At 56.8% G+C, this 23,876-nt stretch carries 25 protein-coding genes, 1 other RNA gene and 1 pseudogene; 3 read left to right on the top strand and 24 right to left on the bottom strand.

The window, feature by feature from the left end; translation table 11 throughout:
* Nucleotides 1–116 precede the first annotated feature (116 nt).
* From trmD to rnpB, 11 genes and pseudogenes are all read right to left on the bottom strand, one after another.
* A pseudogene (trmD, locus tag HH216_RS14480) lies at nucleotides 117–793 on the bottom strand (tRNA (guanosine(37)-N1)-methyltransferase TrmD).
* The gene (gene rimM / locus HH216_RS14475; RefSeq protein WP_169551441.1) at nucleotides 783–1,379 is read right to left on the bottom strand and encodes a ribosome maturation factor RimM; all 597 of its coding nucleotides are present in this window, start codon (nucleotides 1,377–1,379) and stop codon (nucleotides 783–785) included. The pseudogene trmD and the gene rimM overlap by 11 nt, the downstream one beginning before the upstream one ends.
* A gap of 72 nt (nucleotides 1,380–1,451) precedes the next feature.
* Entirely contained in the window at nucleotides 1,452–2,021 is a 570-nt protein-coding gene (locus tag HH216_RS14470; RefSeq protein ID WP_169551440.1) for a 30S ribosomal protein S16, read from the bottom strand.
* A 148-nt stretch (nucleotides 2,022–2,169) separates the two neighbouring features.
* Complete coding sequence (locus HH216_RS14465; protein WP_169551439.1) at nucleotides 2,170–2,481, bottom strand: DUF3817 domain-containing protein; 312 nt, start codon at nucleotides 2,479–2,481, stop codon at nucleotides 2,170–2,172.
* A gap of 4 nt (nucleotides 2,482–2,485) precedes the next feature.
* Nucleotides 2,486–2,947: a hypothetical protein gene (locus HH216_RS14460; RefSeq protein WP_169551438.1), complete on the bottom strand. Its 462-nt coding sequence runs from the start codon at nucleotides 2,945–2,947 to the stop codon at nucleotides 2,486–2,488.
* Between the two features lie 111 nt (nucleotides 2,948–3,058).
* Nucleotides 3,059–3,970 carry a helix-turn-helix domain-containing protein gene (locus HH216_RS14455; protein WP_169551437.1) on the bottom strand — a complete coding sequence of 304 codons (912 nt, stop codon included), beginning with the start codon at nucleotides 3,968–3,970 and terminating at the stop codon, nucleotides 3,059–3,061.
* A gap of 120 nt (nucleotides 3,971–4,090) precedes the next feature.
* Complete coding sequence (locus HH216_RS14450) at nucleotides 4,091–4,723, bottom strand: NAD(P)H-dependent oxidoreductase (RefSeq protein WP_169551436.1); 633 nt, start codon at nucleotides 4,721–4,723, stop codon at nucleotides 4,091–4,093.
* Between the two features lie 42 nt (nucleotides 4,724–4,765).
* On the bottom strand, nucleotides 4,766–5,473 hold the full coding sequence (locus HH216_RS14445; RefSeq protein ID WP_169553397.1) for a DsbA family oxidoreductase: 708 nt from the start codon (nucleotides 5,471–5,473) through the stop codon (nucleotides 4,766–4,768).
* Between the two features lie 78 nt (nucleotides 5,474–5,551).
* A complete protein-coding gene (locus HH216_RS14440) occupies nucleotides 5,552–6,157 on the bottom strand; it encodes a TetR/AcrR family transcriptional regulator (RefSeq protein ID WP_169551435.1) in 606 nt (201 codons plus the stop codon).
* 122 nt (nucleotides 6,158–6,279) lie between these two features.
* On the bottom strand, nucleotides 6,280–7,005 hold the full coding sequence (locus tag HH216_RS14435) for a hypothetical protein (RefSeq protein ID WP_169551434.1): 726 nt from the start codon (nucleotides 7,003–7,005) through the stop codon (nucleotides 6,280–6,282).
* Between the two features lie 106 nt (nucleotides 7,006–7,111).
* Nucleotides 7,112–7,622, bottom strand: an RNA gene (gene rnpB / locus HH216_RS14430) — RNase P RNA component class A.
* A 177-nt stretch (nucleotides 7,623–7,799) separates the two neighbouring features.
* Between rnpB and HH216_RS14425 the strand changes: the two genes are divergently transcribed.
* Nucleotides 7,800–8,840, top strand: a complete 1,041-nt coding sequence (locus tag HH216_RS14425; protein WP_169551433.1) for a DUF2278 family protein — start codon at nucleotides 7,800–7,802, stop codon at nucleotides 8,838–8,840.
* 199 nt (nucleotides 8,841–9,039) lie between these two features.
* On the opposite strand, the gene HH216_RS14420 is transcribed toward HH216_RS14425, so the two are convergent.
* Both HH216_RS14420 and HH216_RS14415 read right to left on the bottom strand, forming a co-directional pair.
* Complete coding sequence (locus tag HH216_RS14420) at nucleotides 9,040–10,470, bottom strand: DUF4403 family protein (RefSeq protein ID WP_254448437.1); 1,431 nt, start codon at nucleotides 10,468–10,470, stop codon at nucleotides 9,040–9,042.
* The gene (locus tag HH216_RS14415; protein WP_169551432.1) at nucleotides 10,442–11,464 is read right to left on the bottom strand and encodes a Smr/MutS family protein; all 1,023 of its coding nucleotides are present in this window, start codon (nucleotides 11,462–11,464) and stop codon (nucleotides 10,442–10,444) included. The genes HH216_RS14420 and HH216_RS14415 overlap by 29 nt, the downstream gene beginning before the upstream one ends.
* A gap of 221 nt (nucleotides 11,465–11,685) precedes the next feature.
* Here HH216_RS14415 and HH216_RS14410 point away from each other — a divergent pair, with 221 nt between their 5' ends.
* Together HH216_RS14410 and HH216_RS14405 are read left to right on the top strand one after the other, a co-directional pair.
* A complete protein-coding gene (locus HH216_RS14410; RefSeq protein WP_169551431.1) occupies nucleotides 11,686–12,108 on the top strand; it encodes an EamA family transporter in 423 nt (140 codons plus the stop codon).
* 197 nt (nucleotides 12,109–12,305) lie between these two features.
* A complete protein-coding gene (locus HH216_RS14405; protein ID WP_332871402.1) occupies nucleotides 12,306–14,408 on the top strand; it encodes an AAA family ATPase in 2,103 nt (700 codons plus the stop codon).
* A 122-nt stretch (nucleotides 14,409–14,530) separates the two neighbouring features.
* On the opposite strand, the gene HH216_RS14400 is transcribed toward HH216_RS14405, so the two are convergent.
* The 11 genes from HH216_RS14400 to HH216_RS14355 form a co-directional block, all read right to left on the bottom strand.
* Nucleotides 14,531–15,568, bottom strand: coding sequence for a hemin-degrading factor (locus HH216_RS14400; protein WP_169551430.1), 1,038 nt, complete (start codon nucleotides 15,566–15,568; stop codon nucleotides 14,531–14,533).
* A gap of 82 nt (nucleotides 15,569–15,650) precedes the next feature.
* Nucleotides 15,651–16,427 carry a heme ABC transporter ATP-binding protein gene (locus HH216_RS14395; RefSeq protein ID WP_169551429.1) on the bottom strand — a complete coding sequence of 259 codons (777 nt, stop codon included), beginning with the start codon at nucleotides 16,425–16,427 and terminating at the stop codon, nucleotides 15,651–15,653.
* Between the two features lie 51 nt (nucleotides 16,428–16,478).
* Nucleotides 16,479–17,567 carry a FecCD family ABC transporter permease gene (locus HH216_RS14390; RefSeq protein WP_169551428.1) on the bottom strand — a complete coding sequence of 363 codons (1,089 nt, stop codon included), beginning with the start codon at nucleotides 17,565–17,567 and terminating at the stop codon, nucleotides 16,479–16,481.
* 117 nt (nucleotides 17,568–17,684) lie between these two features.
* Nucleotides 17,685–18,524, bottom strand: coding sequence for a heme/hemin ABC transporter substrate-binding protein (locus tag HH216_RS14385; protein ID WP_169551427.1), 840 nt, complete (start codon nucleotides 18,522–18,524; stop codon nucleotides 17,685–17,687).
* Between the two features lie 227 nt (nucleotides 18,525–18,751).
* The gene (locus HH216_RS14380; RefSeq protein ID WP_169551426.1) at nucleotides 18,752–19,087 is read right to left on the bottom strand and encodes a DUF6686 family protein; all 336 of its coding nucleotides are present in this window, start codon (nucleotides 19,085–19,087) and stop codon (nucleotides 18,752–18,754) included.
* Nucleotides 19,088–19,108: 21 nt separating this feature from the next.
* The gene (locus tag HH216_RS14375) at nucleotides 19,109–19,456 is read right to left on the bottom strand and encodes a hypothetical protein (protein WP_169551425.1); all 348 of its coding nucleotides are present in this window, start codon (nucleotides 19,454–19,456) and stop codon (nucleotides 19,109–19,111) included.
* Nucleotides 19,457–19,701: 245 nt separating this feature from the next.
* Nucleotides 19,702–20,346: an HmuY family protein gene (locus tag HH216_RS14370; protein ID WP_169551424.1), complete on the bottom strand. Its 645-nt coding sequence runs from the start codon at nucleotides 20,344–20,346 to the stop codon at nucleotides 19,702–19,704.
* A gap of 32 nt (nucleotides 20,347–20,378) precedes the next feature.
* Nucleotides 20,379–21,410: a TonB-dependent receptor plug domain-containing protein gene (locus HH216_RS26005; RefSeq protein WP_254448436.1), complete on the bottom strand. Its 1,032-nt coding sequence runs from the start codon at nucleotides 21,408–21,410 to the stop codon at nucleotides 20,379–20,381.
* Nucleotides 21,305–22,483 (bottom strand): TonB-dependent receptor plug domain-containing protein, encoded by a 1,179-nt coding sequence (locus HH216_RS26000; RefSeq protein ID WP_254448435.1) that lies wholly within the window; start codon nucleotides 22,481–22,483, stop codon nucleotides 21,305–21,307. The genes HH216_RS26005 and HH216_RS26000 overlap by 106 nt, the downstream gene beginning before the upstream one ends.
* An 8-nt stretch (nucleotides 22,484–22,491) precedes the next feature.
* The gene (locus HH216_RS14360; protein ID WP_169551423.1) at nucleotides 22,492–22,866 is read right to left on the bottom strand and encodes a hypothetical protein; all 375 of its coding nucleotides are present in this window, start codon (nucleotides 22,864–22,866) and stop codon (nucleotides 22,492–22,494) included.
* A 367-nt stretch (nucleotides 22,867–23,233) separates the two neighbouring features.
* Entirely contained in the window at nucleotides 23,234–23,860 is a 627-nt protein-coding gene (locus tag HH216_RS14355; protein ID WP_169551422.1) for a MarR family winged helix-turn-helix transcriptional regulator, read from the bottom strand.
* Nucleotides 23,861–23,876 lie beyond the last annotated feature (16 nt).

The raw sequence follows: 23,876 nt of genomic DNA, 5'->3' as shown, positions 1-23,876 counted from the left end.
TTGAGCAAACGTGATTATACCACCCAGCGGCTTCGCCCGCGCCCATAACGACAGAGCCCGGTCGGGTCAGACAGCGTTGTCTGACCCGACCGGGCTCTGTGATTTTCGCGACCAGCCTACGAGTCGAGCAAATCAGGCCGACGGATGCGCGTTCGTTCGAGCGCCTGTTCGTGCCGCCACTCATCAATCTTCGCTTCGTGGCCCGACAGCAGGATGTCGGGTATGCGATGGCCTTCAAATTCCGCCGGGCGCGTGTACACCGGCGGTGCAAGCAGATTATCCTGAAACGAGTCGGTCAGGGCCGATGTTTCGTCGTTTAGTACGCCGGGCAGCAACCGGATAATCGCGTCGGACAGGACGCAGGCAGCTAGTTCGCCCCCGACAGTACGTAATCGCCGATGCTGATTTCTTTGGTCACGAACAACTCCCGCGCCCGCTCGTCAATGCCCTTGTAGTGGCCGCAGAGAATAATCAGGTTCTGCCGCAGCGACAGGGCGTTGGTCGTCTGCTGATTGAGCCGCTCACCGTCGGGCGTCATGTAAATCACCTCGTCATAGGGCCGCTCCGCCTGCAACGCGCGGATACAGCGGGCGATCGGCTCGATCTGCATGACCATACCGGCCCCACCACCAAACGCGTAATCGTCGACGCGCCGGTGCTTATCGAGGGTATAGTCGCGCAGGTCATGCACAACGACTTCCACGTAGCCGCCCGTTTGCGCCCGTTGCAAAATCGAATGGGCGAAGAAGCTGTCGAGCAGCCGGGGCAGGCAGGTGATAATATCAATGCGCATTGGAGTCGTCGCTATTGTCCGCGTCGCCGTCGAATTCAGCTTTGTCGGCCGCGTTGTCTTCCATATAAATCGCCAGCAAACCGTCGGGCAGATCCACGTTCAGCTTCTGCTCTGCCCGGTTCACCGTCTTGACGATGTCGCTGTTGATCGGAATCAGCACTTCTTTGCCCTGATAATCCATCGCAATCAGGTCCTGGGCGTTCATGGCGTATACGCCACGCACTGTGCCGAGCGGCCCTTCGTGGGCATCAACGATCTGATAGCCCACAATTTCGTGGAAGTAAAAGCGCGTTTCGTCGGTAATGGGTTCGAGGTTATCGAGGGGCAGAAATGCGCCACAGTTGATGAGCCGTTCGGCCTGCTCGATGGTATCAACGTCTTCAAAGGCGATGATTGCCCGACTACCTTTCACGATGGCAATCGACTCGATAAAATACGGAATCAGTTCGTTTTTGACCTCCAGCAGCACCGAATCCAGATCGGCGTACTCGGAAGCATCATCGACATCCAGAAACAGGACCAGTTCACCATTGACGCCGTGGGTCTTGGTAATGTGGCCTACCTGATAGCAATCGTCTTTAGTCATGGCTATGGCTGGGAATGAAAAGAGCCTGTCCGGTCGCGAACAGGCTCTTTGGTAACGCTGGGCGCGGAAAAATTATTCAGCGCTGGTGGTTTCTTCGGTCGAAGCAGCCGCGTCGGTTTCAGCAGCAGGTGCTTCTTCACCGGCAGCTTCCGCTACAGGTGCTTCCTCAGCTACTGGCTCTTCAACCTTGTTTTTCTTGGCGATGGCTTCAGCGCGGGCGGCATTCACCTTCTGCTCAGCTTCCAGACGAGCGGCACGAGCCTGCTCTTTGGTCTGGGTCTTTGCATCAGCGGCACCGGCTTTCCGATTCTCCTTGTCGTCTTTCCAGTTCGAGAATTTCTCGTCGGCCTGCTCCTGGGTGATAGCGCCTTTGTTTACGCCCACCTGGAGGTGTTTCTTGTACATGATACCCTCGTGCGACAATACCGAACGAGCCGTGTCGGTAGGCTGTGCGCCAACCATGAGCCAATGTACGGCCCGGTCCGATTTCAGTACGACCGTCGATGGGTCGGTGTTGGGGTTGTACGAACCAATTTTCTCGATAAACCGGCCATCGCGGGGAGCTACTGATTCAGCTACCACGATGTCGTAAATCGCCATTTTTTTGCGTCCACGACGCGATAAACGAATTTTAACAGCCATTTGTGCTTGTTGGTTTTGATCGGGGGACGAACCCCCTGCGTAAAACGTGGCCGCAAAGGTAGGGAAAAAGTTTCAGGTTTGTGGTCTAACGTCTAAAGTTTTCAGCGAGAACCTTAAACCTTAGACTACAAACCTGAAACTACAAGTCTTAAACTTCCTTCTGCCGGCTCAGGATCGTTTTGTCGACGTAGAACGTGCCGAAGGGGATGATCGACGCGAGCAGCACCTTCCAGGTTGTGCGCAGGAATTGCCAGTTTTCCTCGATGCTGACATTGATCGTGTACAGCACAAACAGGATGAACAGCACGCCGTGAATCGGGCCGATTACCTTGACCAGCGTGGGGTCGCTGCCCATGTACTTGACCGGCATGGCAATGAACACCAGCGCAATGAGCGATAGTCCTTCGAGCAGCGCGAGGAGTCGCAGCCGCCCCAGATTGGTTTTGAGATGAGTAAGCATACGGTTAGAAAAGACGAAGATACGGCCGTTGCGCCAACGGTGAAAACGGCCAGGGAATCGCAACAAGCAGCATTAGCAAAGCCAGCGAAAACCAGATGGTCATGGTTCGGAATTTAGCCGCGTCGGTAGTCTGTCGCTTGGCCGCCGATGAACCAATTGTGATCAACACCACCACGACGGTCATCAGCAGCGGGTGTATCCAGCCAAAAAAGCGGAGCGGAAACGCCGGTTCAGCCGCCCCGCCGTAGCGAAACGCAGCGATGAGCGGACTGATGTAGTAGAGCGTGTAGCCGATCAATAGTTGCAGGTGGGCAAACGTGGCGGTATTGTGCCGAACGGTGTTGTCGGTGCGGGTAAACGGCCGCTGCCCCGACCAGCCCCGAATACCCCGAAACAGGGCGTACAGTAACGTTAGCAGCACCAGCCAGCGCAGTACCGAATGCGCCATCAATAAAAGCGAATACATGATCAGGTAAAATTGGGCAGGATCGGCTGAGCGTCCCCGACATCAATCAATGGATGTATAACCACCGGCAAAGATCAGGCGGCCAAGCCAGTTTTGGCAGGACGTATCCTGCTACGAACCAGACGAATCAATCATTCGCCGAAATTCGATGGGAGTAACTCCCTCGTATCGTCGGAACAGGCGGCTAAAATACGAGGGGTCGCTGAAACCGAGCTGATCGGCAACGGTGCTTACCGGGTCGGCCGTTTGCGATAACAGCACTTTGGCCTCCAGCACCAGCGCTTCGTCGATCCAGCGGGTTGGCGACTTACCGGTCGTTTCTTTCACCACTTTGTTCAGGTGGTTAGGCGTGATGTTCAGCTGCGATGCGTAGTCGGTAACCCGGTGCTGCGTTCGGACATAGGCCGTGAGCAGTGTCTTGAACGCGTGCGACAGGCGATAGGCCGCCGTCTGCATCGTCACCGAAACAGGCTGGTACGTCTCCGCCACCTCGCAGAGCCAGGTCGTCAGGTACGATTGAATAAGCGGCCGGGACCGGATACCCTGCGCCTGATAGATCGTCAGCAGCCGCTGGGTCAGCAGAAGCAGCGCGTCGAACGTATCGGCGGGGGGCCTCACCAGCAGATTCCCCCAGGGCGTCAGAAATTCAAACTCCATTGTGGGCACATCGGCCGCATGACGACCAAGCAGCAGATTCGGGTGAATATGCAGCAGATAACCCTCGTTTACGTCGTCGCTGCCGAACGAAAAGACCTGTCCGGCCGGTACAAACAGCAGTTCGCCCGCCGTAGCCGTGTACGTATCGAAGCCAATCGTCATCGTAGCCGCCCCGCCCGTAATGAGCAGGCAACTGTGCGCGAGCGAACGCGATGGCGGTACGCGCCGGTTCACCTGCCGGTACATCGTCTCCAGCGGGACGATAAAAAACTGACCGGGTTCGGGGCGTAGCTGGGCGTCCAGATCGGTCGACGGCGTCATGAACCGGGACAGAAACGCCAGCGTGTCGTAGGTTTTTATGGCCATTGGTTGACTGTCGTATGCGTTCAGAAAGGCCAAAATCCGGCGATCTGTTCCCAATGGTGTTCACGAAAAAAGCGCCGATCCGTTGGGACCGACGCTTCTGGCTGGTGTGCGATAGATGCGTTACGCCAGTTCGATAAACAGATCTTCTTTCGACCGGCGCACTTTGGGCGCTTTGGCCAGGTAATCTTTCTCTTCGTCGCGGTAGCCCAGCACCAGAATCGATGTGCTGTGCAGCCCTTTGGCGGGCAAGTCGAGCAGTTGGTCGAGGGCGTCGGCGTTGAAACCTTCCATCGGCGTAGCATCGACCCCTTCCGCAGCGGCCGCAATCAGGCCCGTACCCAGCGCGATGTACGACTGGCGGGCGGCCCATTCGGCACGCGCTTCGGGCGTCCGGCCCAGCAATGCTCCTTTGATCGAATCGGCAAACGGCGTCAGCGAGGCCACGTCGGTATTACGCGTATCGGCGATCAGTTGCATATACTGGTCGACATCGTCCGCTTCGACAGCGGTCCAACTGGCGAAGATCAGCACGTGCGACCCCTCAACGATCTGCGGCTGTGGGCAGGCCTGCTCGTGGATTTTACCGCGCAGCTCGTGGCTTTCCACCACAATTACTTTGTACGGCTGAATACCAACCGACGACGCCGACAGGCGAATCGCTTCCAGAATGGTATCGACTTTCTCGGCGGGAACGGTCTGCCCGTTCATTTTTTTGGCAGCATACCGCCAGTTCAGTGCATCAATGAGTTCCATGGTGTTAAAAACAATTCAGGTTGTATAGAAAATGATTGGCAATTAATTGCAGGTACCGTCGACGTCGCAGGCCGGTGCATCGCCCGACAGATCGGTAAGGGTAGGCTGGCTTTTCGACCACTCTGAATAAGCGGTATTCAGCGCGCCCAGAAAGGTCTCGGGTTGCTGCGCGCCCGACACGGCGTACCGTTGGTTGAGCACGAAAAACGGGACGCCCCGCACGCCTACCTGCCGCGACTCGTAAATGTCCTGCCCCACGGCATCGGCAAACTGATCGCTGTTCAGCACCTGCGTAACCGCATCGGCCGACAAGCCAATTTCGGTACCGAGTTCGAGCAGGGTCGCGTGGTCAGCGGTGTTGCGGCCTTCGGTGAAATACGCCAGGAACAGGCGCTCCTCCATCGCATCGCCCAGGTTCTGCGTTTTGGCCAGTTGAATGACCCGGTGCGCGTCGAACGAGTTAGCGACAACGGCCCGGTCCATGTGGTAATCCAGACCCACTTCGCGGGCCATGTCGGTTACGCGGTCGTTCATGGCTTTGGCCTGCTCCACGCTCCAGCCTTTCACCTCCGCCAGATACGTATTGATCGACTTGTTGGGTTCGGTTTTCTGGTCGGGGTTCAGTTGAAAACTTTTCCAGACGACCCGCACCTGATCGCGCTGCGGAAACTCGGCCAGCGCCTGCTCAAATTTCCGCTTGCCGATGTAGCAGAACGGGCACATAACGTCGCTCCAGATTTCGACATCCATCGTCGGGGCGGTTAATGGTGTTGTTGACATACGTACAGTCGTATAAAAAATAACAGTGTTAGGTACAAGGCAAAAAAATTAGTAGATCAGCGACTTTACGAAGCCCGAAACAGCGTCGTGCAAAATCAGTTTTCCGTGTTTATCAGCCGCCGACAGGTGCGGGTCAATCATCTGAATCGACACCAGCCCGTGCAGGATAGACCAGTACGTTTTGAATTTCAGGTACACATCCGCGTCGGCATTGGGGCCATCCGCAATCAATTCTTTGATGGTGTAGGTAATGACATCGCCGAACTGCCGCATTTCAACGATGTGATTAGCCGCGTCGCAGGTCGGAATACCCAGCCCGAACATAAGCTGGTAGTATTCCCGGTTGTCGAACGCGAATTGCCAGTACGTCTGCGCAATACCTTCCAGTCGTTCGGCCGGTTCTTTATCGCAGAGTGCGCTCTGCTTGATCTGTTCGATCAGGCGGGCGAACCCCTGCCGGGTGAATTCCAGCAGAATCGCGTCCTTGCTTTCGAAGTGACTGTAAACCACTGGCACACTGTATTCAATGGCGTCAGCAATTTTCCGAATCGACAGCGACGGCCAGCCTTCGGCCAGCACCTGATCCCAGGCGGCCGTCAGAATGCTGTTTCTGACTTCTTCTTTCTGTCGTTGTCGTCGTTCTACCAGTCCCATCTTTTCAGACGTTCGTTTTTATAACAGTGTTAACTTTTATAACTACGCTCTAGTTCCTTTCGTGTCAAAAAAAATGGTCGATGACTTAGCCACTTGCTTACAATCGTGGGCAATTTACTTTGTTACAGGGTAATCTGATAGCCCAGACTCAGGCCAACCATGGATCCGTTACCGTAATCGGTCAGCGTACCCCGTCCGTTCTGCTGCTGATACGTGTAGCTATATGTTGCCTCCTCCAGCGGCCGGGCAAAACCGGCAAAGTTGGGAAAAACGTAAGTCGCCCGCGCCCGAATAAACAGACGGGGACTCAGCGATTTTTCCAGTTCAAACTGCGTTACCGGCAGCAGCACAACCGGCCGATCGTAGGTCGAGTATTCATCGAAATGATCACTATACACGACAGTCCCGTTGACAGATACAGTACCCATTCCATACTGAATTTTGTCGTTTCGGTAGTGGCCTACGCCAACCCCGGCCAACGCGTACAGAGCAAGCTTATGCTTCTTGGTAACCAACAGCCGCCGTCGATACAGTAGCGTAAACAGGGCTATATTCGATGGCCCGGTTTGACCACTGAAGAAGTTTTTGAAGCGTAGATCGATCCGATAGGGATAAGCCATCACGCCCGCTTCAACGCCATTCCGCCCCGATTCATACGATACCGACAAACCGTAAGTAAACCGCAGGTTGTTGGGGTCGATCTTCAACGGGCCCGGCACATCGACCTGCGACTGAATTATTTCCCAGCGCTGGTACCCATCGGCACTAATTGTCAGCCGCTGCCCGTTGCTGACGCGACTACCAAACAGGCAGACAAACAAGATACACCAGTTTACAGGCCGTTTCATCAGCGTAGATTCGTTTTTGGTAGCCCATTGGCAGGACCGGCGCAAACAACAAAAAATCGCTGTTTAATGACGACAGTTCGTCATTAAACAGCGATTTAAAAAACCAATACGATACGGGCCTATAAGCCGGGTTCTGTCGACCAGCCGTGAAGCCAGCCGTCTTATCATTTATCTGGGATGCCGGTCACCCGGACACCTCGTTCGACCTACCCGCGTCGGTTTTCACCCGGCCGAAACCGGGCTGCTGGCGACGAGCAGCCGCGCGTCCGACGCTTATTTGGTCTTTCAGCCCCTAAGGGTTACCGTGCCCCGTCGGTCGCCCGCCGGGCGGTGGGCTCTTACCCCACCGGTTCGCCCTTACCAGGCTTAAAGAGTGAAAGAGCGAAAGAGTAAAAGAGCGAATTACTGGCCAGGAACCATCATCAGGTGCGGCAGCAATTCGCTCTTTCACTCTTTCATTCTTTCGCTCTTTAAAATCTGGCGGTATATTTTCTGTTGCCCTGTCTGTCAGTACACCGTCGCCAGTGGACTGCCTTCCCGTTAGGAAGTAGGGTGCTCTGCGCTGCCCGGACTTTCCTCACCCACCCGAAGGTCGGCGCGATAAGACGACCCGCATCGTATTGGCCCCGCAAAGGTACGCCTTTGGCAGGTTTACCGGTTGTCGTTTCGGGTTTAATGTTTAGCTGGCTCTCAGACCGTTTGCTCAGGACCGCCAACCGTTACTAATTTCTTAACGGACCAATCCGAAAAATCACCGTAATCTTCGGTTGATTTTCACCTAAGACTCCCGCCCGATGGCACTCGATAATTATCACCTGTTTGCTGGCCGCTACGACCGTGGCCTGATGGCTCCCGACGCCAATCACTTTGAAATAAAACTCAACACTGCTGGCGATTTCTTCCGGGTGGCCGTCAACGTTCGGTCGCAGGACGGGTCGACGCTCCTGACGTACGTGAATGACGATTACCAGCACGAACTCTGCGCCCGCCTGCTGGCCGCATTTCCTGCCGACGGTGTCTACAACATAAACGATCCAGCAAAACGACAGCAGTTCGGTCTGGACTTCCTCCGGCGCAACATGATCGGCGATTTCAGCCGGATGGCACTGCTGCCCAATAACGCGCCCGGCCTCGACAACGATCTGGAAGAAAAGCTGACGCAGGCCCTCGACAAGTCGAAAGCCGACCCCAACGCCCGGATTTTCGTGTTTGGCGAACGGTGGCCCGGCACGACCAACAAAGACAAGTATTTCCCTGAAATTAAGGATCAGGGTATCCACGACATTCACATGAATCAGGGCAACCCGCCGGGCAAGTTTGAGAAAGACAACGGCGTTTTTCAGGACGGCGGCATCCTGATTCACTACCCGGCTCTGAACCGCTGGACGGCTATTCTGCTGGCGTTCCAGACCCAGTTCAACACGCTCAACCCGCCCACGCTGCACACCGACGACAAGACCGGCAAACGTATTTCAGGCACGGAGCCCGGCGGCAGTACACCCGTCGACGGGAACGTCGTCATCGCTGCGGCTCTGGTTAACCCAAGAGGCAACGAAGCGGGTAACGAGAAGGTGATTCTGCTCAACACGACGGATTCACCCGTCTCGCTAACTGGCTGGAAACTGGTCGACCGGCAGCAGCAGGCGTTCGTTATCGGCAACGTCACCGCTCCGGCGGCCGGAACGGTTGAGGTGCGGATTCCAGCCAGCAGTTCGTTCCAGCTATCGAATAATGGCGGCACGATCACGCTTCTGGATAGTACCGGTCTGAAAACCAGTGGCGTTCGCTACACCAAGCAGCAGGCCAGCCTGGAAGGACGGCTGGTACGGTTTTAGAATGTGGGTTTAAGGTTTGTAGTTTAAGGTTTAAGGTTGGCTGACGCGTAATCGTCATCCGGCACAATGCGATGTCTCCGGCAGCATCCTGCTGTCGAGCCGCGTCAGCGGCTAATTAGGTAGCTGCAACTTAGCCTGCGGCTCGACAGCAGGATGCTGCCGGAGCCAACCTTGAACCTTAAACTACAAACCTTAAACTCTATTGCAACCCATCCACCTTCACGTCAATCCGGCCGGTGGCGTTGACGACGGCGAGCATGCCGGTGGGCGTCAGGTAGACCTGATCGGGCTGAATATGGTCGATGGTACCGTTGATCGTGACGCCCTTCGCCAGCGCATTATTGCGGAGCCGGGCCTGTAGCTGCTGCTGAACATCCGTAATCTGTGAGCCTACCGGAATCGTCAGCTGCTGCTGAAGCGTTTTGGCGAACGTCCCCTGCAAGAGCCAGCTTGCCGACCGTTGCAGGATGTTGCGCGTATCAAGATCATAGGCCAGATTTTGCAGCGAAATCGTTTGCGTCTGCGGGTCGTAGTACGGTCGACCACGCAGGTAGATGTCGCCTTTGATCGTGCCCGACAGCCCGGCTTTAATAATCAGGTTTTCGTTTTGTCCGTAGAGGTCGATACTGGTTAGCGTGATGCTGTAGCCACCCGTCAAGGGGAAGGTTTTGCCGACGAAGTTTTCCGCTGCCAGCCGGGCCGCTTCGGGGTAGCTGACTTCGCTGAGCAGCCCAATCCGGAAGTCATCTTTCACCTGCTTCACCACCGTCAGGTCGGGTAGCGACACCGCCGGGCGCACGTCGGGGCGGTTGCCGGTAGTGGTCAGCGTAAAGCCTTCGATGCCGATGGTCGAGCGAATCACGTTGTTGTCGAAGCGCAGGGGCGTTATCAGCACCCGCTTCGGCACGACCTGCAAATACGTCCGGTAAGCCTCTGAAATCAGGTACGGCTCGCGCAACAGGTTCCAGGCCCGCAGCACCGGCGTTTTCAAATCAACGTTTTTGCGCACCTGCTGATCGATCGACTGCGTGATCGTGCCCAGATTCTTGTCGATCATCCCGCTGACAAGGTTGGTAATCGGAATATTCAGCCCAATTACGCTGATCGTGGGTCGGCGCACCCAGGCGTAACCGTCGGGTTGTGTCTGGGTGTGTACCGACCAGTCGGGGTCGAGGTCGAACTTGCTTCTGAAGCGCAGGTCGAGTTCAAATTCGGTTTCCTTGTACTGCGTGAACCCCAGCACCGACACGCCCGCCCGGACCCAGATACGCAGCGGCACGGTGAAGTGAAACAGGCTGTCCTGCGCCGATACGAGGATGGTGCCACGCTTCCATACCTTCGTCAGAAACTTATCGCCGTTGTTGTCATCAGGGCTGTTGTCTTCATAAATCAGCCCGTTGACCTGCGCGTTTATCTGACGCTGCACGTCGTTGAGCGAGATCGATACGGGAACATGAACGGTGGATAGATGACGCTCGCTGCGAATGTCCATTTCGGTGAATTTGTACGCTTCTTTGGGGGCTTTGGGGTCCAGTTGACTGGCCGACTGACAGCCTGCCAGCCAACCCATCAGCAACAGACTGAGCAGACCAGCCCGGTACTTATTTAAGGCTGACCTTCGTGGCGCCATAACCAAATTTCTGTTTCTGAGCATCTTCAAAAAACCGGACATGCGGGTGCTGCCCCAACCGTTTGTGCAGTTCCGTCCGCAACGCCCCGCTCCCGACGCCGTGAATAAACGTGATCTCGCTCATACCGCTGGCAACGGCGTTTTCAAGCGCTTTTTCAAACGTCTCCAGCTGGAGTTTCAGCAAATCGGCAGGGCCGCGATTACCAGTCCCCTTTGGCAACAGGGCTTCCGTATGCAGATCGACAACCGACGACGGCCGGTCGACGGACAGGGTATCGGGATCGTTTTTCGGTTTGAGCATTTCGGCCTTTAGCTCGTCGGGCCGGATGGTGTTCGGGCGGGGCCGGTTGCTCGACGGGGCCGACGGTTGCGTCGGTTCGGTGCCTTCAGCGTCGAGCTGCGTAACGAAACCGGGCTGATTTAGAACCGGCACAGTGGTTTTGTTCTTGAAAAACGTAGTCGCCCGTGCTTTGACCCGTTTCACCAGCGGAGCACGCAACGTCGACTTACCCGCGCGGAACCACAGTCCCTGCACGACGAATGTCGGCCAGGTTTCGAAGGTCGCGTGGGTGTAGAGGTCGTTCATTTTCTGCTGCGCCCGCGCTTTGAGCATCCCGGCAAAGACTCCGCGAAACTGCACCCCACCCGTCGGCGCGGCCGATTCCTCACCCAGCGAGTAGGGAAAATCCCAGTCGGTGTTATTGACCAGATACAGCGAATATTCCCGGTCGTTGACGGCCACAAACGCCAGATAAATGCCCTGATTCGCCAGGATCGACGGGGCGGCAGGGGCCGTGGGTTTCTGTGGCTCGAAGGTGCTGGGGCGGAGTAATTTTTCCGCTTCCATCGGCGACACCGCCACCAGTTCGGAACGCATTACCGGAATGCGAAAGCCGTCTTCAATCTCAATTTCGATCATGTTGCCCGGCAAAAACCGCGACACGATGCCCTCACCTTTCGCCCGTAACAGCCGGACTTTATCCCCAATATTCATGTCAGTCAATGGTTTTCGGTAGTCGGTTTACGGTACTCATCCCGGCCGACAAGCAAGCCAAAAAAATTGAATACCGTAACCTGTAAACCCAAAACTATACCGAACGTTCCGGCTTTTTATCCACGACGGATGTATACCCCAATCAACACCAGTCGTTTTATAGATGTACTGGCTGGTGTACCGTCGCTCTTTCATTCTTTCGCCCTTTCGGTCTTTAACACATGTGGATTGTTTTTGCCCTGCTGGCGGCTTTGGCCTCGGCAATCGTTGTGACGCTGACCAAAGCCGGGGTCAAAAACGTCGATTCTAATTTGGCGTTTGCCGTGCAGGCGATCATGATTCTACTCGTGTCGTGGGGCGTCATTATCGGGCAGGGCAAACTCCCTGACCTAGCCAGCATCGACCGGCGCAGCTGGATTTTCCTGCTGATTGCGGGCGTCGTTACGTGTGGGTCGTCGCTGCTGTCGTTTCGGGCGTTGAAGCTGGGCAACGCATCGCAGGTATCGCCCCTGACGAATCTGACGCTGGTTTTTTCGGTCATTCTGGCGGCTGTCTTTTTGAAAGAAAAAATCAACTGGCAGGTTGCGCTCGGTGCGGCCATCATGGTCGTTGGTGCCGTCATCATCGCCCTTTCGCGGGAATGATTTTGTTGGACAGGATTACAGCCGGGCCGCCGTCGCGGATTGACAGGATTTGATTTCAGATACACCAACAATAAATTCTGCTAATCCGCGATGGCGGCCCAGCTGTAATCCTGTCTAACGAAAAAATCCTGTCCAATAGATCGGAACCGGCGGGGTGGCCGAAACCGTTAATCATATCCACCGACAAGCCTGCCCCCGTGAACGAGAAACTCGACCTTGCCCATAGTTTCGTGATGCACACCAGCCGCAATGTCTTTCTGACGGGAAAGGCCGGCACGGGTAAAACAACGTTTCTGCGTCAGATTCGGCAGTCGGTTGGTAAGCGGATGGTTGTTGTGGCCCCAACGGGCGTAGCAGCCATCAACGCCGGTGGTGTTACGATTCACTCGCTGTTTCAGCTGCCGTTCGGGCCGTTGGTACCCGGCAGCGCGGCCCGCGAGAACAACATCAACCGCGAAAAAATCAAGATTTTCCGCACGCTCGATCTGCTGGTAATCGACGAGATCAGTATGGTGCGGGCCGACGTGCTCGACGGCATCGATGAGGTGCTGCGCCGGTATCGACACCGGTCGGAGCCGTTTGGCGGGGTACAGTTGCTGCTCATCGGCGACATGCAGCAGTTACCACCCGTCATCCGCGACGAAGACTGGCAGTTGCTCAGTCCCTATTACGACACCGGCTATTTTTTCGGAAGCCGTGCCCTGCAACAGACGCCCTACGTGTCGATCGAGCTGACGCACATCTACCGGCAGTCGGATCAGCGCTTTATCGACCTGCTGAATGGCATCCGGGAAAAGACCATAACGCGTGATCAACTGACTGATCTAAACCAGCATTACGTTCCCGACTTTGCACCCGACGATCGCGACGGGTACATCACGTTGTCGACGCACAACCAGCGGGCGCAGCAGATCAACAGCGAAAAACTGAAGGCGCTGAAAGGTAAGCTGCACTCGTTTGAAGCGGAAATCGATAAGGAATTTCCCGCCCACGCCTTCCCCACCGACGCCGATCTCGACCTGAAAATTGGCGCGCAGGTGATGTTCATCAAAAACGACATATCGCGCGACAAGCTCTACTACAACGGCAAGATTGGGCGCGTGACGGATTTTGACGATGATCGGATTTACGTGGAATGTCAGGGCGAAAGCAAGTCGTTGGCGGTCGACCGGGTCATGTGGGAGAATATCCGTTATGCCCTCGACCCGGAAACGAAAGAAATCACCAGCGACGTTATCGGCACGTTTACGCAATACCCGCTGAAGCTGGCGTGGGCCATCACGATTCACAAAAGTCAGGGGCTGACCTTCGAGCGGGCGATTATCGATGCGTCGGCGGCTTTTGCCCACGGGCAGGTGTACGTGGCGCTGAGCCGTTGTAAAACACTCGACGGGCTGGTGCTGCGGGCTGAAATCCCGATGCACAGCATCAAAAGCGAGCACACGCTGGACGAATTTCACGAGCAGGTGCAGCAGCAGACACCCACCGAGCAACACCTGACCGATGCCAAGCGGGCGTATCAGGAACAGCTACTCGAAGAACTGTTTTCGTTTGAGTACGTGCACTCGTTGCTGTACCGGTCACGCAAGGTCATCCACGACCACAGCGGGGCTTTTACGAGTGATCTGATGCAGAAACTGCTTGAACTGACGGAGTTGCTGACTGGAAAAGGTCGCGACGTATCCCGGCGGTTCGTGCGGCAGTTGCCCGGCTACTTCTCGCCCGACCTGCTACCCGAGGATAACGAACCGCTACGCGAGCGGCTTCAGAAAGCGGGCGGCTATTTCCACGCCCTGCTCGCCGACGAAGCCCTCCCCCTGCTCTACCGCTTCGACACAACCACCAAGAACAAACAGGCTCTCGAAAGTCTTTTGGAAAGCTTCGACGAGCTGGAGAAAGAGCTGCTGAGCAAACAGGCCGGTTTCTCCACGCTGCAAACGTCGTTCGACACGACAGTTTATCAGCAGGCTCGCCACAAGGTCGAGCTGGATTTTGTACCAACCCGCAAAAAGAACGCACCCACCGAGAAAGCGGGAGACTTCGTAAAGGGCGACCTCTACAGCGCGCTGATGAAGTGGCGCAACGAACTAGCGGGCGAACACGGCACGACGGGTTTCAAGGTGCTGCCCCACAAAACCATTTCCGACCTAGTCAGTCAGCGTCCGTCGAATCTGGACGAACTGATGGCCGTAAAGGGATTCGGTAAAACCCGCGCCCGCCAGATTGGTGCCGAAGTACTGCGAATCATCGCAGCTTACAGCGGCAAACCTGCACGGGGCTCGCGGAAGAAGGCAGTGTAGTTGACCTCACCCCCGGCCCCTCTCCTAGAACAGGAGAGGGGTGACTAGATGTGTCTACTAGTCGAAATGACGTATATTCTCTCAAGCAATAACTTCTCCCCATTTATAGCCCCTCTCCTGTTTTAGGAGAGGGGTTGGGGTGAGGCCACATCCCCCACAATTTCGCGCCAGGATTCCAGCTCGGGTTTGCCGGGTTTGCGTTCGCCGAAGATCAGACACACGTTCTGTCCATCGGTGTCGAACAGTTCCAGGCTTGTTACGATACCGTCGGCGGTGGGCTTTTTGGTGAGCCATACCTGCCCGATCAGCGTTTCGTTGAGGTGCAGGTTGAACAGCGGATCGAGAACGTTGTACCACGGCCCCATCTGTGCCAGTTTCTTCACCGGTCCCGTGTGAATCTGAATACAGCCGGGATTCGACACGAATACCATAATGGGTACCATACGCTCCGACGCCAGCGTCATAGCCTGTTTGACGTGGTCCATCGTCAGCAGCTGGGCGTGGCCGTCGGGGGCCAGTCGAAGGCCCTGCTGCCGCCCCACGCCGTATTTACGAAGCAGGCCAAAAAACTCGTGTGTATCCTTCATCCCCAGCCAATCCTGCTGAAAACCAGCAACGTCGATTTCATTGTCGGGCTGGTCGATGGTTCGGTCGGGGGTTGGTTCCAGGGCCAATTCGTCGCTTTGGTCAGGTGCTTTAAAGTGATCGACCAATGCGTCGTACGCGGCCCGGTCCGACTGCTCGGTGAGATAGATTTTGTGAACAGCCTGCCCCTGCGCGTCGAAGAATTGTAGGCTCTTCCGCCCATTTTCGTCAACGGCAAAGCCGAACGTCCAGCGACTCATAAACAACCGCAGATCGATGTCTGGGCCGAGCACCAGACCCATGTGCCCGCTGAACGACACCTTTTCGTAGGTGCCTTTGCGTTCGTGAACCAGCGCGTCGTTGCGAGTCAGGGCCATTACGTGACCCAGCGTCGTCACCTGTTTGAGCAGGTCACGGAAGTCACCCGCCAGCCGGACAACGGTTTTGCCGACGCCGGTTGCCAGCAGTTCGGCTTCACTCACGCCCAGTTGCCGGGCGGCATCGCGAATGCGCAGATTGGGTTGCTGCTGGCGCAACTCAGCCCAGCGGGAAGTCAAGGTTTCTGTTTGAGTCATGTCTTTAGGTTTAACGGTTAAGGTTCAAGGTTTAATGTTCGCGTCCGTCGGCGTTTCAACCTTGAACGTCAAACTATAAACATTAAACCCTGCCCACCACCACCATCGGGCTGTGGGTTATGGGGTTGTTGATTAATTGAACAGGTACGTTAAAAACGCGTTCGATGAGCGTGGGCGTCAGCACATCGGTGGGTGTGCCAATCGCTTCGATGCGCCCCGAACGGAGCATCAATAGTCGGTCGGCGTATTGCGCGGCCATATTCAGATCGTGCAATACAGCAACCACCGTGTAACCGCGCCGGGCCATCTGCCGGGCAATACCGAGGAGTTGATGCTGGTGTAATAAATCGAGTCCGGTCGTTGGTTCATCGAGCAGCAGCAACCCCTCGTTCACGTTCCAAAGTTGGGCCAGCACCCGCGCAAGCTGTACACGCTGCTGCTCTCCCCCCGACAGTGTCGTCACGATCCGGTCGGCAAAAGCGATCATGTCCACCATGCGCAGGGCTTCTTCGGCGATGGCGTAGTCGGTCTCCCCCGGCTGCGAACCATAGTGCGGGTAACGGCCCATGAGCACCAGTTCATCGACCCGAAACGGAAACGCCAATGTGTTTTGCTGGTGCAGGAAGCCGCGCAGCCGAGCCAGTTCAGAACCCGAATATACGCCAAGCGGCTGCCCCGCCCAGGCCACCTGACCCGATGTAGGCGTCAACTCACCCGCGCAGAGTCGCAGCAGCGTCGATTTACCCGCGCCGTTCGGTCCGACGATGGCCAGCAGTTCGCCCGCCCGCGCCCGCATCGACACACTGTTGACGAGCGTTCGCTGGCCGATTCGGTAGGTTAGTTGTTCGGTTTGCAGCATGAGCGATTCCCGGTATTCGGTTTACGGTTTACGGTTCCTACGGGGCCACTTCTACCCAAGATTTCGTTGTCGAATCAGCATCCAGAGAAAAACGGGGGTGCCGATCAGGGCCGTCAGAATGCCGATGGGCAGTTCCGCCGGGGCGACAATCGTCCGCGACAGAGCATCGGCTCCGGTCAGGACGATAGCCCCGCCGAGTGCCGAACCGGTCAGGACGCGCCGATGGTCGGAGCCAGCTACCAGCCGGATCAGGTGCGGGATGACCAGCCCGACGAAGCCAATCACGCCCGCAACGGCCACCGACGTACCCACCGCCAGCGTTGACAGGATAATAACCTGCCGTTTCAGGCTCGTCAGGTTCACGCCCAGCATAGCCGCCTGACTTTCGCCGAGGGCCAGCAGGTTCAGCGACTTCGCCAGCCGGGGCATCCCAATTAGCACAACCGCCATAAACGGCAGTAGTACCAGCACGGTCGTCCACGACGCCCCGCCCAGACTACCCAGTGCCCAGAACGTGATCGTCCGTAGCTGATCGTCGGTGGCCATGTACGTCAGCAGGCCCGTCAGCGCACCGGCCAGCGCGTTGATAGCAATACCCGCCAGCAGCATCGTCGTAACAACCGACCGGCCCGATACCCGCGCCAGCCTATACACCAACAGTGTGGTACCGCAGGCGCCGGCAAACGCCACCAGCGACAGCGCGTAGTACCCGGCCAGGCCCGCCAGTTTTTGAAAGAGCGTCACTTCCAGCACGATCATAAGTACAGCCGCCAGCGACGCGCCCGACGAAATACCGATCAAACCGGGGTCGGCCAGCGGGTTCCGAAACAAACCCTGCATAGCCGCGCCCGCCACGGCTAACCCCGATCCAATCAGCATACCCAAACACACTCTTGGCAATCGAATGGTCGTCAGAATAACGGCCTTCGTTTGATTGACATCAGTAGCAATACCCAGCCAACCGGCCAAAATTCGTAGTACCTCACCTGGCGCAATAGCCACCGCCCCAACGCCCGCCGACAATAAGACCGTCACCACAAGCCCGGCCGCCAGCGCAGGCAGCAGCCAGCTTCGCCGGGGTACCGGACGAACAGCCGAAGCGCGGGGTGTTGTAAGTATCGGTGGCGTTTGGGTTAGCATGAAGTCGGTTTTCGGTTTACAGTTTCTAGTTTTCGCAGGATGATTAATAGCGTGCCGTTGTCGTCGCAGCTTCGTTGTGTTCAACATTAAACGTTAAACCGGAAACCTTAAACCGACTTACAGCGGCCGACCGGTCAGGGCGATTTCTTTCGATAATTCACTTAGGGCTTTGCCGAGTCGGGGGGTGAAGCCGGTCAGCAGGTGGCCGTCCATGGTGACGAATTTGCGGTTTTTACCCGCTTTCGTCTGCGCTATTCCCGGTACACTCATCAGGCCGGCAGGGCCACCCAGACTCTCCAGCCCACTGTCGAATAGCAGGATTACGTCGGGGTCGGCGGCAACGAGGGCTTCGGTCGTGAGGGGTTTAAAATCCGTAAACTGGGGCGTTGCGTTCTGACCGCCTGCTAGTTCGATCATCTTCTCAACCGGTGTGCCGGTGCCCGCTACCAGCATCGTACCGGTTCCACGGGCGTAGATAAACAGCACTTTCGGCTTACCCGTCGCTTTCTGCACCTTCGCCACCTCGGTATCGACCCGGCGGGTCAGGGCTTTGGCTTTACTCGGTACGCGGCAGGCGGCAGCGACGTCGTTGATGAGCTTCTTCGTCCCCTCAACTGAAAACTCCTGCCTGAATGACACCACCTGCACCCCCGCCGACCGGATCTGGTCGAGCACCTCGGCTTTAGTACCGGCCTTCTCGGTCGTCAGGACCAACGTTGGCTGCTGGGCGAGTACGCCTTCGGCAGAGATGGTCCGGTTGTGGCCCACCTTCGGCAGTTTCTTCAGCGATTCCGGGTAAGTGCTCGTCACGTCGACGCCAACCAACCGATTTTCAAGCCCCAGATCGCTCAGAATTTCGCTGACCGTTCCGTCGAGCGACACGATACGGGGCGGGGCCGTTTGCGCCCGGACAACACCAGATGCCAGCAATACCAGCACAAGCAGGAAGTGTTTCATAGTTGAGTTTGATGTTTGTGGTTTAGTGTTGTTCAGGCATTCCCCTCGCCTTGTTTTGGGCAAGTTTTATCCCGTGGGCCTACCCCCAGCCCCCTGAAGGGGAGTGGTTCATTTGCGGAATGCTCCCCCTTCAGGGGGCTGGGGGGTAAACGGACCAGTACTTACTACCCCCGGTTCAAAAGCGAGTTGGGCACCACCGTAAACCGAAACCCGTAAACTGAAAACCGTTAATTCGCCCGGCTTAGATCGAGGATTTGTTCGGCGGCTAAGACCGGGGCAGCTTCACGTAGCAGCGTACTCAGACTGTTCAGATCATCGTCGCTGAACAGCAGAAAGTAGTTCGGCATGGGCGTCGGCAGAAGTAGCTCTTTACCGTGTGTGGTGCAGAATGGGCGCATAGCCTGCCGTTCGAAAATCATCTCCGAAAACGTCTCGAACTGATCGAGTGTCAGGCAGAACAGCGAATTCTGAAACGCGACGTTAACGGTGCGGCAGCCGTCGCAGATACCGACATAACCGATCGTATTTTCGGCCAGCGTCCGGAAGTTATGGTTGTGTTTCATGCGCGAAAAAGTTGAGTCGATTTAGTTAAGGTCGTTCCAGATTCGGTTCAGCGCCGTGACCAGCAAAGCCGCCCGGCCCAGCAATTCTTTCAGTTCCAGCAGGTCGCGCTGCGTCAATCGGCCGAACAGTGTTATGACTGGGGATTCACCGGCCGATGGCGGGGTCAGCATGGTCCGGGCAGCATCGGGCAACGTGTTTAGGTCGACATTCATGGCCGACTCGTGAAGCCGGTGAAACTCGTCGGCGGTCAAATACCGTTGCAGCGCCCCGAAGCGAAACGAATACCACAGGTCCAAGTCGGCATACAGTATCACTTCGCCCCGTGGGCTGCGGGCTAGTTGGATTGGCGTATTAAGCGAGTTATTCATGGTAAGGATGTTGACGGTAAGTTGTGCCTTAGCGGGTGGCCGGCGGCTGCGCCTGTGGGTTCCGACCCCACGTTACCGACCACCTCGGCTAAGGACTTAAGAGTTTGTGGTTTGTAGTTGGTAGTTCGTGGTTGTCTCAGACAGCATCCTGCTGTCTGGCCGACAGGCCAAGTTGTAAGCTATCAGTCAGCTGCTGACGCGGCTACGACAGCTAGAAGTTGTCTGAGACAACTACGAACCATGAACTAGTTAAGCGTCGTGGAGCCGCTGGGTTGGTATGTGTAGCGGAAGGTAAAGTAGCGGCTGGGCGTCGTACTGGTCGGGCTGGCGGGAGCACCGAGGTAATAGCTCAGAATTTCCAGTTTAGCATATTTGGTGCCGTCGCCGGTGCGGATCAACAGCACCCGACCCGGTATGGCCGATATCAAATTGGTCGTGCTGCTGTAGTTGTACCAGCCGTTGCCCGAACCGCCCGGCACCGCCAATTGGGTCGCCGACTGATCCTGCGCGAAGGTGGTCGATGTCGGAATGGCGGTCAGCGCGTCGAACGTACCCGTATACACGTTGGCCCCGCCCTGCCCCGACCGGATCGCGCCACCGTTGATGATGATGGCGGTGCTGCGAAAACCGATGTCCCACTTATTGCTGGCCGAATCGGTGTTGGCGACGACTTTATTGTCGCGCAGGCTGTAGAGCGTGTACTTACCCGTGGCGGCTACCGGCTGAGTAGCCGTTCCACTGCTGGCTGTGGTCGATACCGGGTCGGCGGGCAGATCGCGCACCGTCAGCGATTGTACCGGCTGCGTCGTTACGGCGTTGTCGTCTTTAGAGCAGGCAGTCAGCAGGGCAGTTGAAAGGGCGAGTAAGGTCAGGTTGGCAGTTAGTTTCATAGCGTGTACTGGTTGGGAGATTACAGATTGATTTATAGGGAGTTTGGTTGTGTTGCAGCTCGTTGTTGCCAGTTCCAGCGCAGACTGGCGTACCAGAGCCGACCGGCCAGTGTCGGGATGTACTGCGGGTCGGTGTAGCCGGTCAGGTTGTCGATACCCACCTGCACCGTCAGTTGCCGGATCGTTTTGGCGGCCGTCACGTGCCAGGTCATGTAGCCGGGCACGTATTCGCTGTCGGTGTCAAGAATCAGGTTACCGTTGCGGTCGGCGAATCCGTAGCGACTCCGGTAAATACCCCGCACCGATGCCGACAGCCCCTGTTTGGGCAATTCGTAGAAAGCTTTCAGATTCGCCATGTGCCGCGACCGGTTCAGCAGTCCGCCGTAGTCGGCTGGTTTTACTTGCTCCGTTACCAGCGTTTCAGGATTGCGCCGGAACACCTGCCCCGCCCGGATGGCGTCGACCACGCTCTTGTCGCGGGCGTCGAGATACTGGTAGCCCGCGCTCATCGTCAGCCGCCCCGCGCCCAGCGTCAGCCGGTAACTCCCGTCGATTTCGACCCCCTGCGTGAAGACCCGGCTCAGGTTGGTGTAGCTGAACACGTTCTGCCCGTTGGTTTTCTGGGCGACAACCTGCGTTTCAATAAGGTCGTGCACGTCATTGCGAAACAGATTGACCGACAGCCGTAACGGCAAGTCGTATTTCTGCTGAAAATTGGCCGCCAGCCCCAGATTGAAAGCGACCGAACTTTCGGCCCGGATAGCCCCAAACCGCGTTGGATCGACCAGGATTTCGGCAATCTGCCCCTGCTGTTGCAGGCGGGCGATTCCGGCGGCTATTTCCTGCGTACCGAAGACGCTGTACCCCACCACACCGTTGTCAAAATTGAGGTACAACTGCCGGAAGTCGGGGGCTTTGAACCCCACCCCACCACTACCCCGCAGTGCCAGTGTTGGGCTTAGTTCGTAGCGCGCCGACAGCTTAGGACTAACCTGCGACGCGTATTGACTGTGGTCGTCGTAACGCCCCCGGCGATAACCGTCAGTCGCCGGGTTGGTACCCATTCAAACTGCGCAAAGCCATAGCGCGTCGAAAATACCTGCCGACCGGGGTAGCGCGTCGCTTCCACGCTTTCTCCGATGTACCCCACGCCCACGGTCAGAAAATGGCGGTTGCGAATTGTCCGTTCGACCACCAGTTCGGGCCGGTTAAACGTTTGCCGGAAATAACTGGCGTCGTATTCGGCCCCGGTCGTCTGGTAGCGGAGATCGCTCGATGTGCTGTAGCCCGACCGGTAGTAGCGATACATCAGCTTCCACGCGGCCGACACCTGATGCGTCACAACCGGGTTAATCGTGTATTCGTTGACTTTTCCAGCACCCAGCACAACCTGTCGATCAGTCAGTTGCGCATCGGCGTTTTGATTCTCGGCGAAGTAACGGCCCGTCAGGGTCAGCTTTAGCCGGTTCGACAGTTGGCTCGTCAGGCGACCGCTGCCGGTGTAGTTGGTGAATGGCGACACCGTGCTGCCGAACGTTTCGGGGGTCAGGTCGTAGCCCGCCGATGCGTAGCGGTTCCCGAACAGATACAGGTTGGTTTTTCCCGCCCGCAGCGATACGTCGCCAGTCAGGTCGCTGGTGCGGTTGGCACCGTACCGCGCCGACACACTTCCCTGCGTGCGGTTCGGGTTTTCGGTGATGATGTTGACCACGCCCGCCAGTGCTTCCGACCCGTACAGACTCGACGACGGGCCTTTTACGATCTCGATCTGCTTGATATTACCCACCGTCAGCCGGTTCAGGTCGAGCGTACCGGCGGTGCGGCCAATCAGTGGCTCACCATCGACCAGGATCAGCGTGTAATCGGGGGCAAAACCCTGAATCTGAAGCCCCTGTCCGTGGTCACTGACGATGGTCAGGCCGGTTTGTTCGCGCAGGATATCGTTGAGCCGCAAACTGCCCGACTGCTGAATCTGCGCTTTCCCCACCACCGTTACTGGCATCGGCAACGAGCCAACCTGCCGCTCGGTCCGCGTCGCCGTCACAACGACCGCGTCGAGCGACCGGCTCCGCATCGTATCGGCGGGCGGGGTTGGCGTTTGCTGAAGGAGCAGGCAGAGCAGTAGCGAGACGGGCATAGGGCGACCTAGTTGACTGACTCGTTAAGAATGCGCTCCCACTGCCGCTGAAAGTCGGTTATGCTGGCCACCGCGTCCGACAGCAACGCCCGCAACTCGATCAGTTCGTTCGGCAAGAAACTAAAGCAGAGGTACGGCGATGGCGTCGACAGATGAACGCGGCTATCGTACGGATGCACCTCGAAATACGCGTCGGGATCGACATGCCGCACGTTCCATTCCAGCTGCACTAACTCATCGTAGGCCAGCCACTGCGTGATGTTCCCGTACTCGAAGACAACATTGTGGTGCGCGTCGTGCGAATCAAGGCAGGAAGCGATTTCTCCGTACAGCCCGACGCGGCCATTGGGCGAATCAGCAAGGGTTCGATAGGTGCAGCGCATAACGTTTACCAGAAGGTTCGCTGCAAACATCGACCTTGTTTGTAATCAATCCAAATAAAAACAAATGTTATTTAGAAATTTTCTAAACAGATGAAATTGGCTGCATGCGTGTAGCCCGAACTGGTATAGCCCAGACCGGTGCGCCGGCCACCGTGGCGCGGTGCGATCCACGTCCGGGTGGGTGAACGGCCGAGGAGATAGCGCTACGAGTAGTTACCCTGACCGAGAATGTGTAGCCTGGACGTCCACGTCCGGGTGCCCGGCAGGGCAACTTATCTATATGGGCAGCTTCTTGGTCGCTTCGCGCCCACCCGGACGTGGACGTCCAGGCTACACCGCGCACCGGTCCAAGCTACACCGCACACCGCTACAGCTTGTAGTTCAGGAGATGGTAGTTGTTGAGGTATTGTAGGGTTTGCATGAATTGCCGGCGGTCGGCTTCGCTCAGGTCGGCCAGTACGCTGTGCGGTATCTCCTCCAACTGCTTGCCGACGACCTGAACCATCGTACGGCCGCTGTCTGTCAGCGACAACCGCTTCGATCGGGCGTCGCGCTCGTCGGTTGCTTCCAGGATCAATCCACGCTTCATGAGCCGACGTAGGATGTCTACACCAGTCGTCAGTTCGACGGCGTTGGCCAGGCATACCTCCTTCTTCGTAGGCCGATCCATGTAGTGAATCATTGACAGAAACAGGAATTCGTCAGGTCCGGAAAAGCTGTGCTCGGCCATGATCGACTTGGCGTAAAAGCGTACGAATCGATTAAGCCGACTCATATAAAACCAAGACAGAAAATCATCGTCCTGCTGAAGGGCGTCGGGCAACGATGCGTCATTTGTCGGTAGCGATTCAGTTGCGGGCTTGGCCGGTGTTTCGCGGATCGGGTCGAGTGTGTTGAGCAGCCAACTGGCAAACTCGCGCAGATTCCCATGCGGATGTTCGTCACAATACCGCTCCCACTCAATTAACACGGGCACTGCCGACGACTTTTCCATACGTTAAAATGTTTTC

Origin of the sequence: Spirosoma rhododendri, assembly GCF_012849055.1 — a bacterium.
GTDB lineage: Bacteria > Bacteroidota > Bacteroidia > Cytophagales > Spirosomataceae > Spirosoma > Spirosoma rhododendri.
This window is presented reverse-complemented; position numbering and strand designations above follow the sequence as displayed.

Coding starts and splice junctions, on each gene's coding strand:
- HH216_RS26005 (WP_254448436.1), bottom strand. CDS start 21,410: ATGGGTACCAACCCGGCGACTGACGGTTATCGCCGGGGGCGTTACGAC.
- HH216_RS14425 (WP_169551433.1), top strand. CDS start 7,800: ATGGCACTCGATAATTATCACCTGTTTGCTGGCCGCTACGACCGTGGC.
- HH216_RS14455 (WP_169551437.1), bottom strand. CDS start 3,970: ATGGCCATAAAAACCTACGACACGCTGGCGTTTCTGTCCCGGTTCATG.
- HH216_RS14400 (WP_169551430.1), bottom strand. CDS start 15,568: ATGACTCAAACAGAAACCTTGACTTCCCGCTGGGCTGAGTTGCGCCAG.
- HH216_RS14355 (WP_169551422.1), bottom strand. CDS start 23,860: ATGGAAAAGTCGTCGGCAGTGCCCGTGTTAATTGAGTGGGAGCGGTAT.
- HH216_RS14415 (WP_169551432.1), bottom strand. CDS start 11,464: ATGAATATTGGGGATAAAGTCCGGCTGTTACGGGCGAAAGGTGAGGGC.
- HH216_RS14450 (WP_169551436.1), bottom strand. CDS start 4,723: ATGGAACTCATTGATGCACTGAACTGGCGGTATGCTGCCAAAAAAATG.
- HH216_RS14370 (WP_169551424.1), bottom strand. CDS start 20,346: ATGAAACTAACTGCCAACCTGACCTTACTCGCCCTTTCAACTGCCCTG.
- HH216_RS14410 (WP_169551431.1), top strand. CDS start 11,686: ATGTGGATTGTTTTTGCCCTGCTGGCGGCTTTGGCCTCGGCAATCGTT.
- rimM (WP_169551441.1), bottom strand. CDS start 1,379: ATGACTAAAGACGATTGCTATCAGGTAGGCCACATTACCAAGACCCAC.
- HH216_RS14380 (WP_169551426.1), bottom strand. CDS start 19,087: ATGAAACACAACCATAACTTCCGGACGCTGGCCGAAAATACGATCGGT.
- HH216_RS14420 (WP_254448437.1), bottom strand. CDS start 10,470: ATGGCGCCACGAAGGTCAGCCTTAAATAAGTACCGGGCTGGTCTGCTC.
- HH216_RS14465 (WP_169551439.1), bottom strand. CDS start 2,481: ATGCTTACTCATCTCAAAACCAATCTGGGGCGGCTGCGACTCCTCGCG.
- HH216_RS14435 (WP_169551434.1), bottom strand. CDS start 7,005: ATGAAACGGCCTGTAAACTGGTGTATCTTGTTTGTCTGCCTGTTTGGT.
- HH216_RS14440 (WP_169551435.1), bottom strand. CDS start 6,157: ATGGGACTGGTAGAACGACGACAACGACAGAAAGAAGAAGTCAGAAAC.
- HH216_RS26000 (WP_254448435.1), bottom strand. CDS start 22,483: ATGCCCGTCTCGCTACTGCTCTGCCTGCTCCTTCAGCAAACGCCAACC.
- HH216_RS14360 (WP_169551423.1), bottom strand. CDS start 22,866: ATGCGCTGCACCTATCGAACCCTTGCTGATTCGCCCAATGGCCGCGTC.
- HH216_RS14385 (WP_169551427.1), bottom strand. CDS start 18,524: ATGAAACACTTCCTGCTTGTGCTGGTATTGCTGGCATCTGGTGTTGTC.
- HH216_RS14390 (WP_169551428.1), bottom strand. CDS start 17,567: ATGCTAACCCAAACGCCACCGATACTTACAACACCCCGCGCTTCGGCT.
- HH216_RS14460 (WP_169551438.1), bottom strand. CDS start 2,947: ATGTATTCGCTTTTATTGATGGCGCATTCGGTACTGCGCTGGCTGGTG.
- HH216_RS14375 (WP_169551425.1), bottom strand. CDS start 19,456: ATGAATAACTCGCTTAATACGCCAATCCAACTAGCCCGCAGCCCACGG.
- HH216_RS14470 (WP_169551440.1), bottom strand. CDS start 2,021: ATGGCTGTTAAAATTCGTTTATCGCGTCGTGGACGCAAAAAAATGGCG.
- HH216_RS14445 (WP_169553397.1), bottom strand. CDS start 5,473: ATGGATGTCGAAATCTGGAGCGACGTTATGTGCCCGTTCTGCTACATC.
- HH216_RS14395 (WP_169551429.1), bottom strand. CDS start 16,427: ATGCTGCAAACCGAACAACTAACCTACCGAATCGGCCAGCGAACGCTC.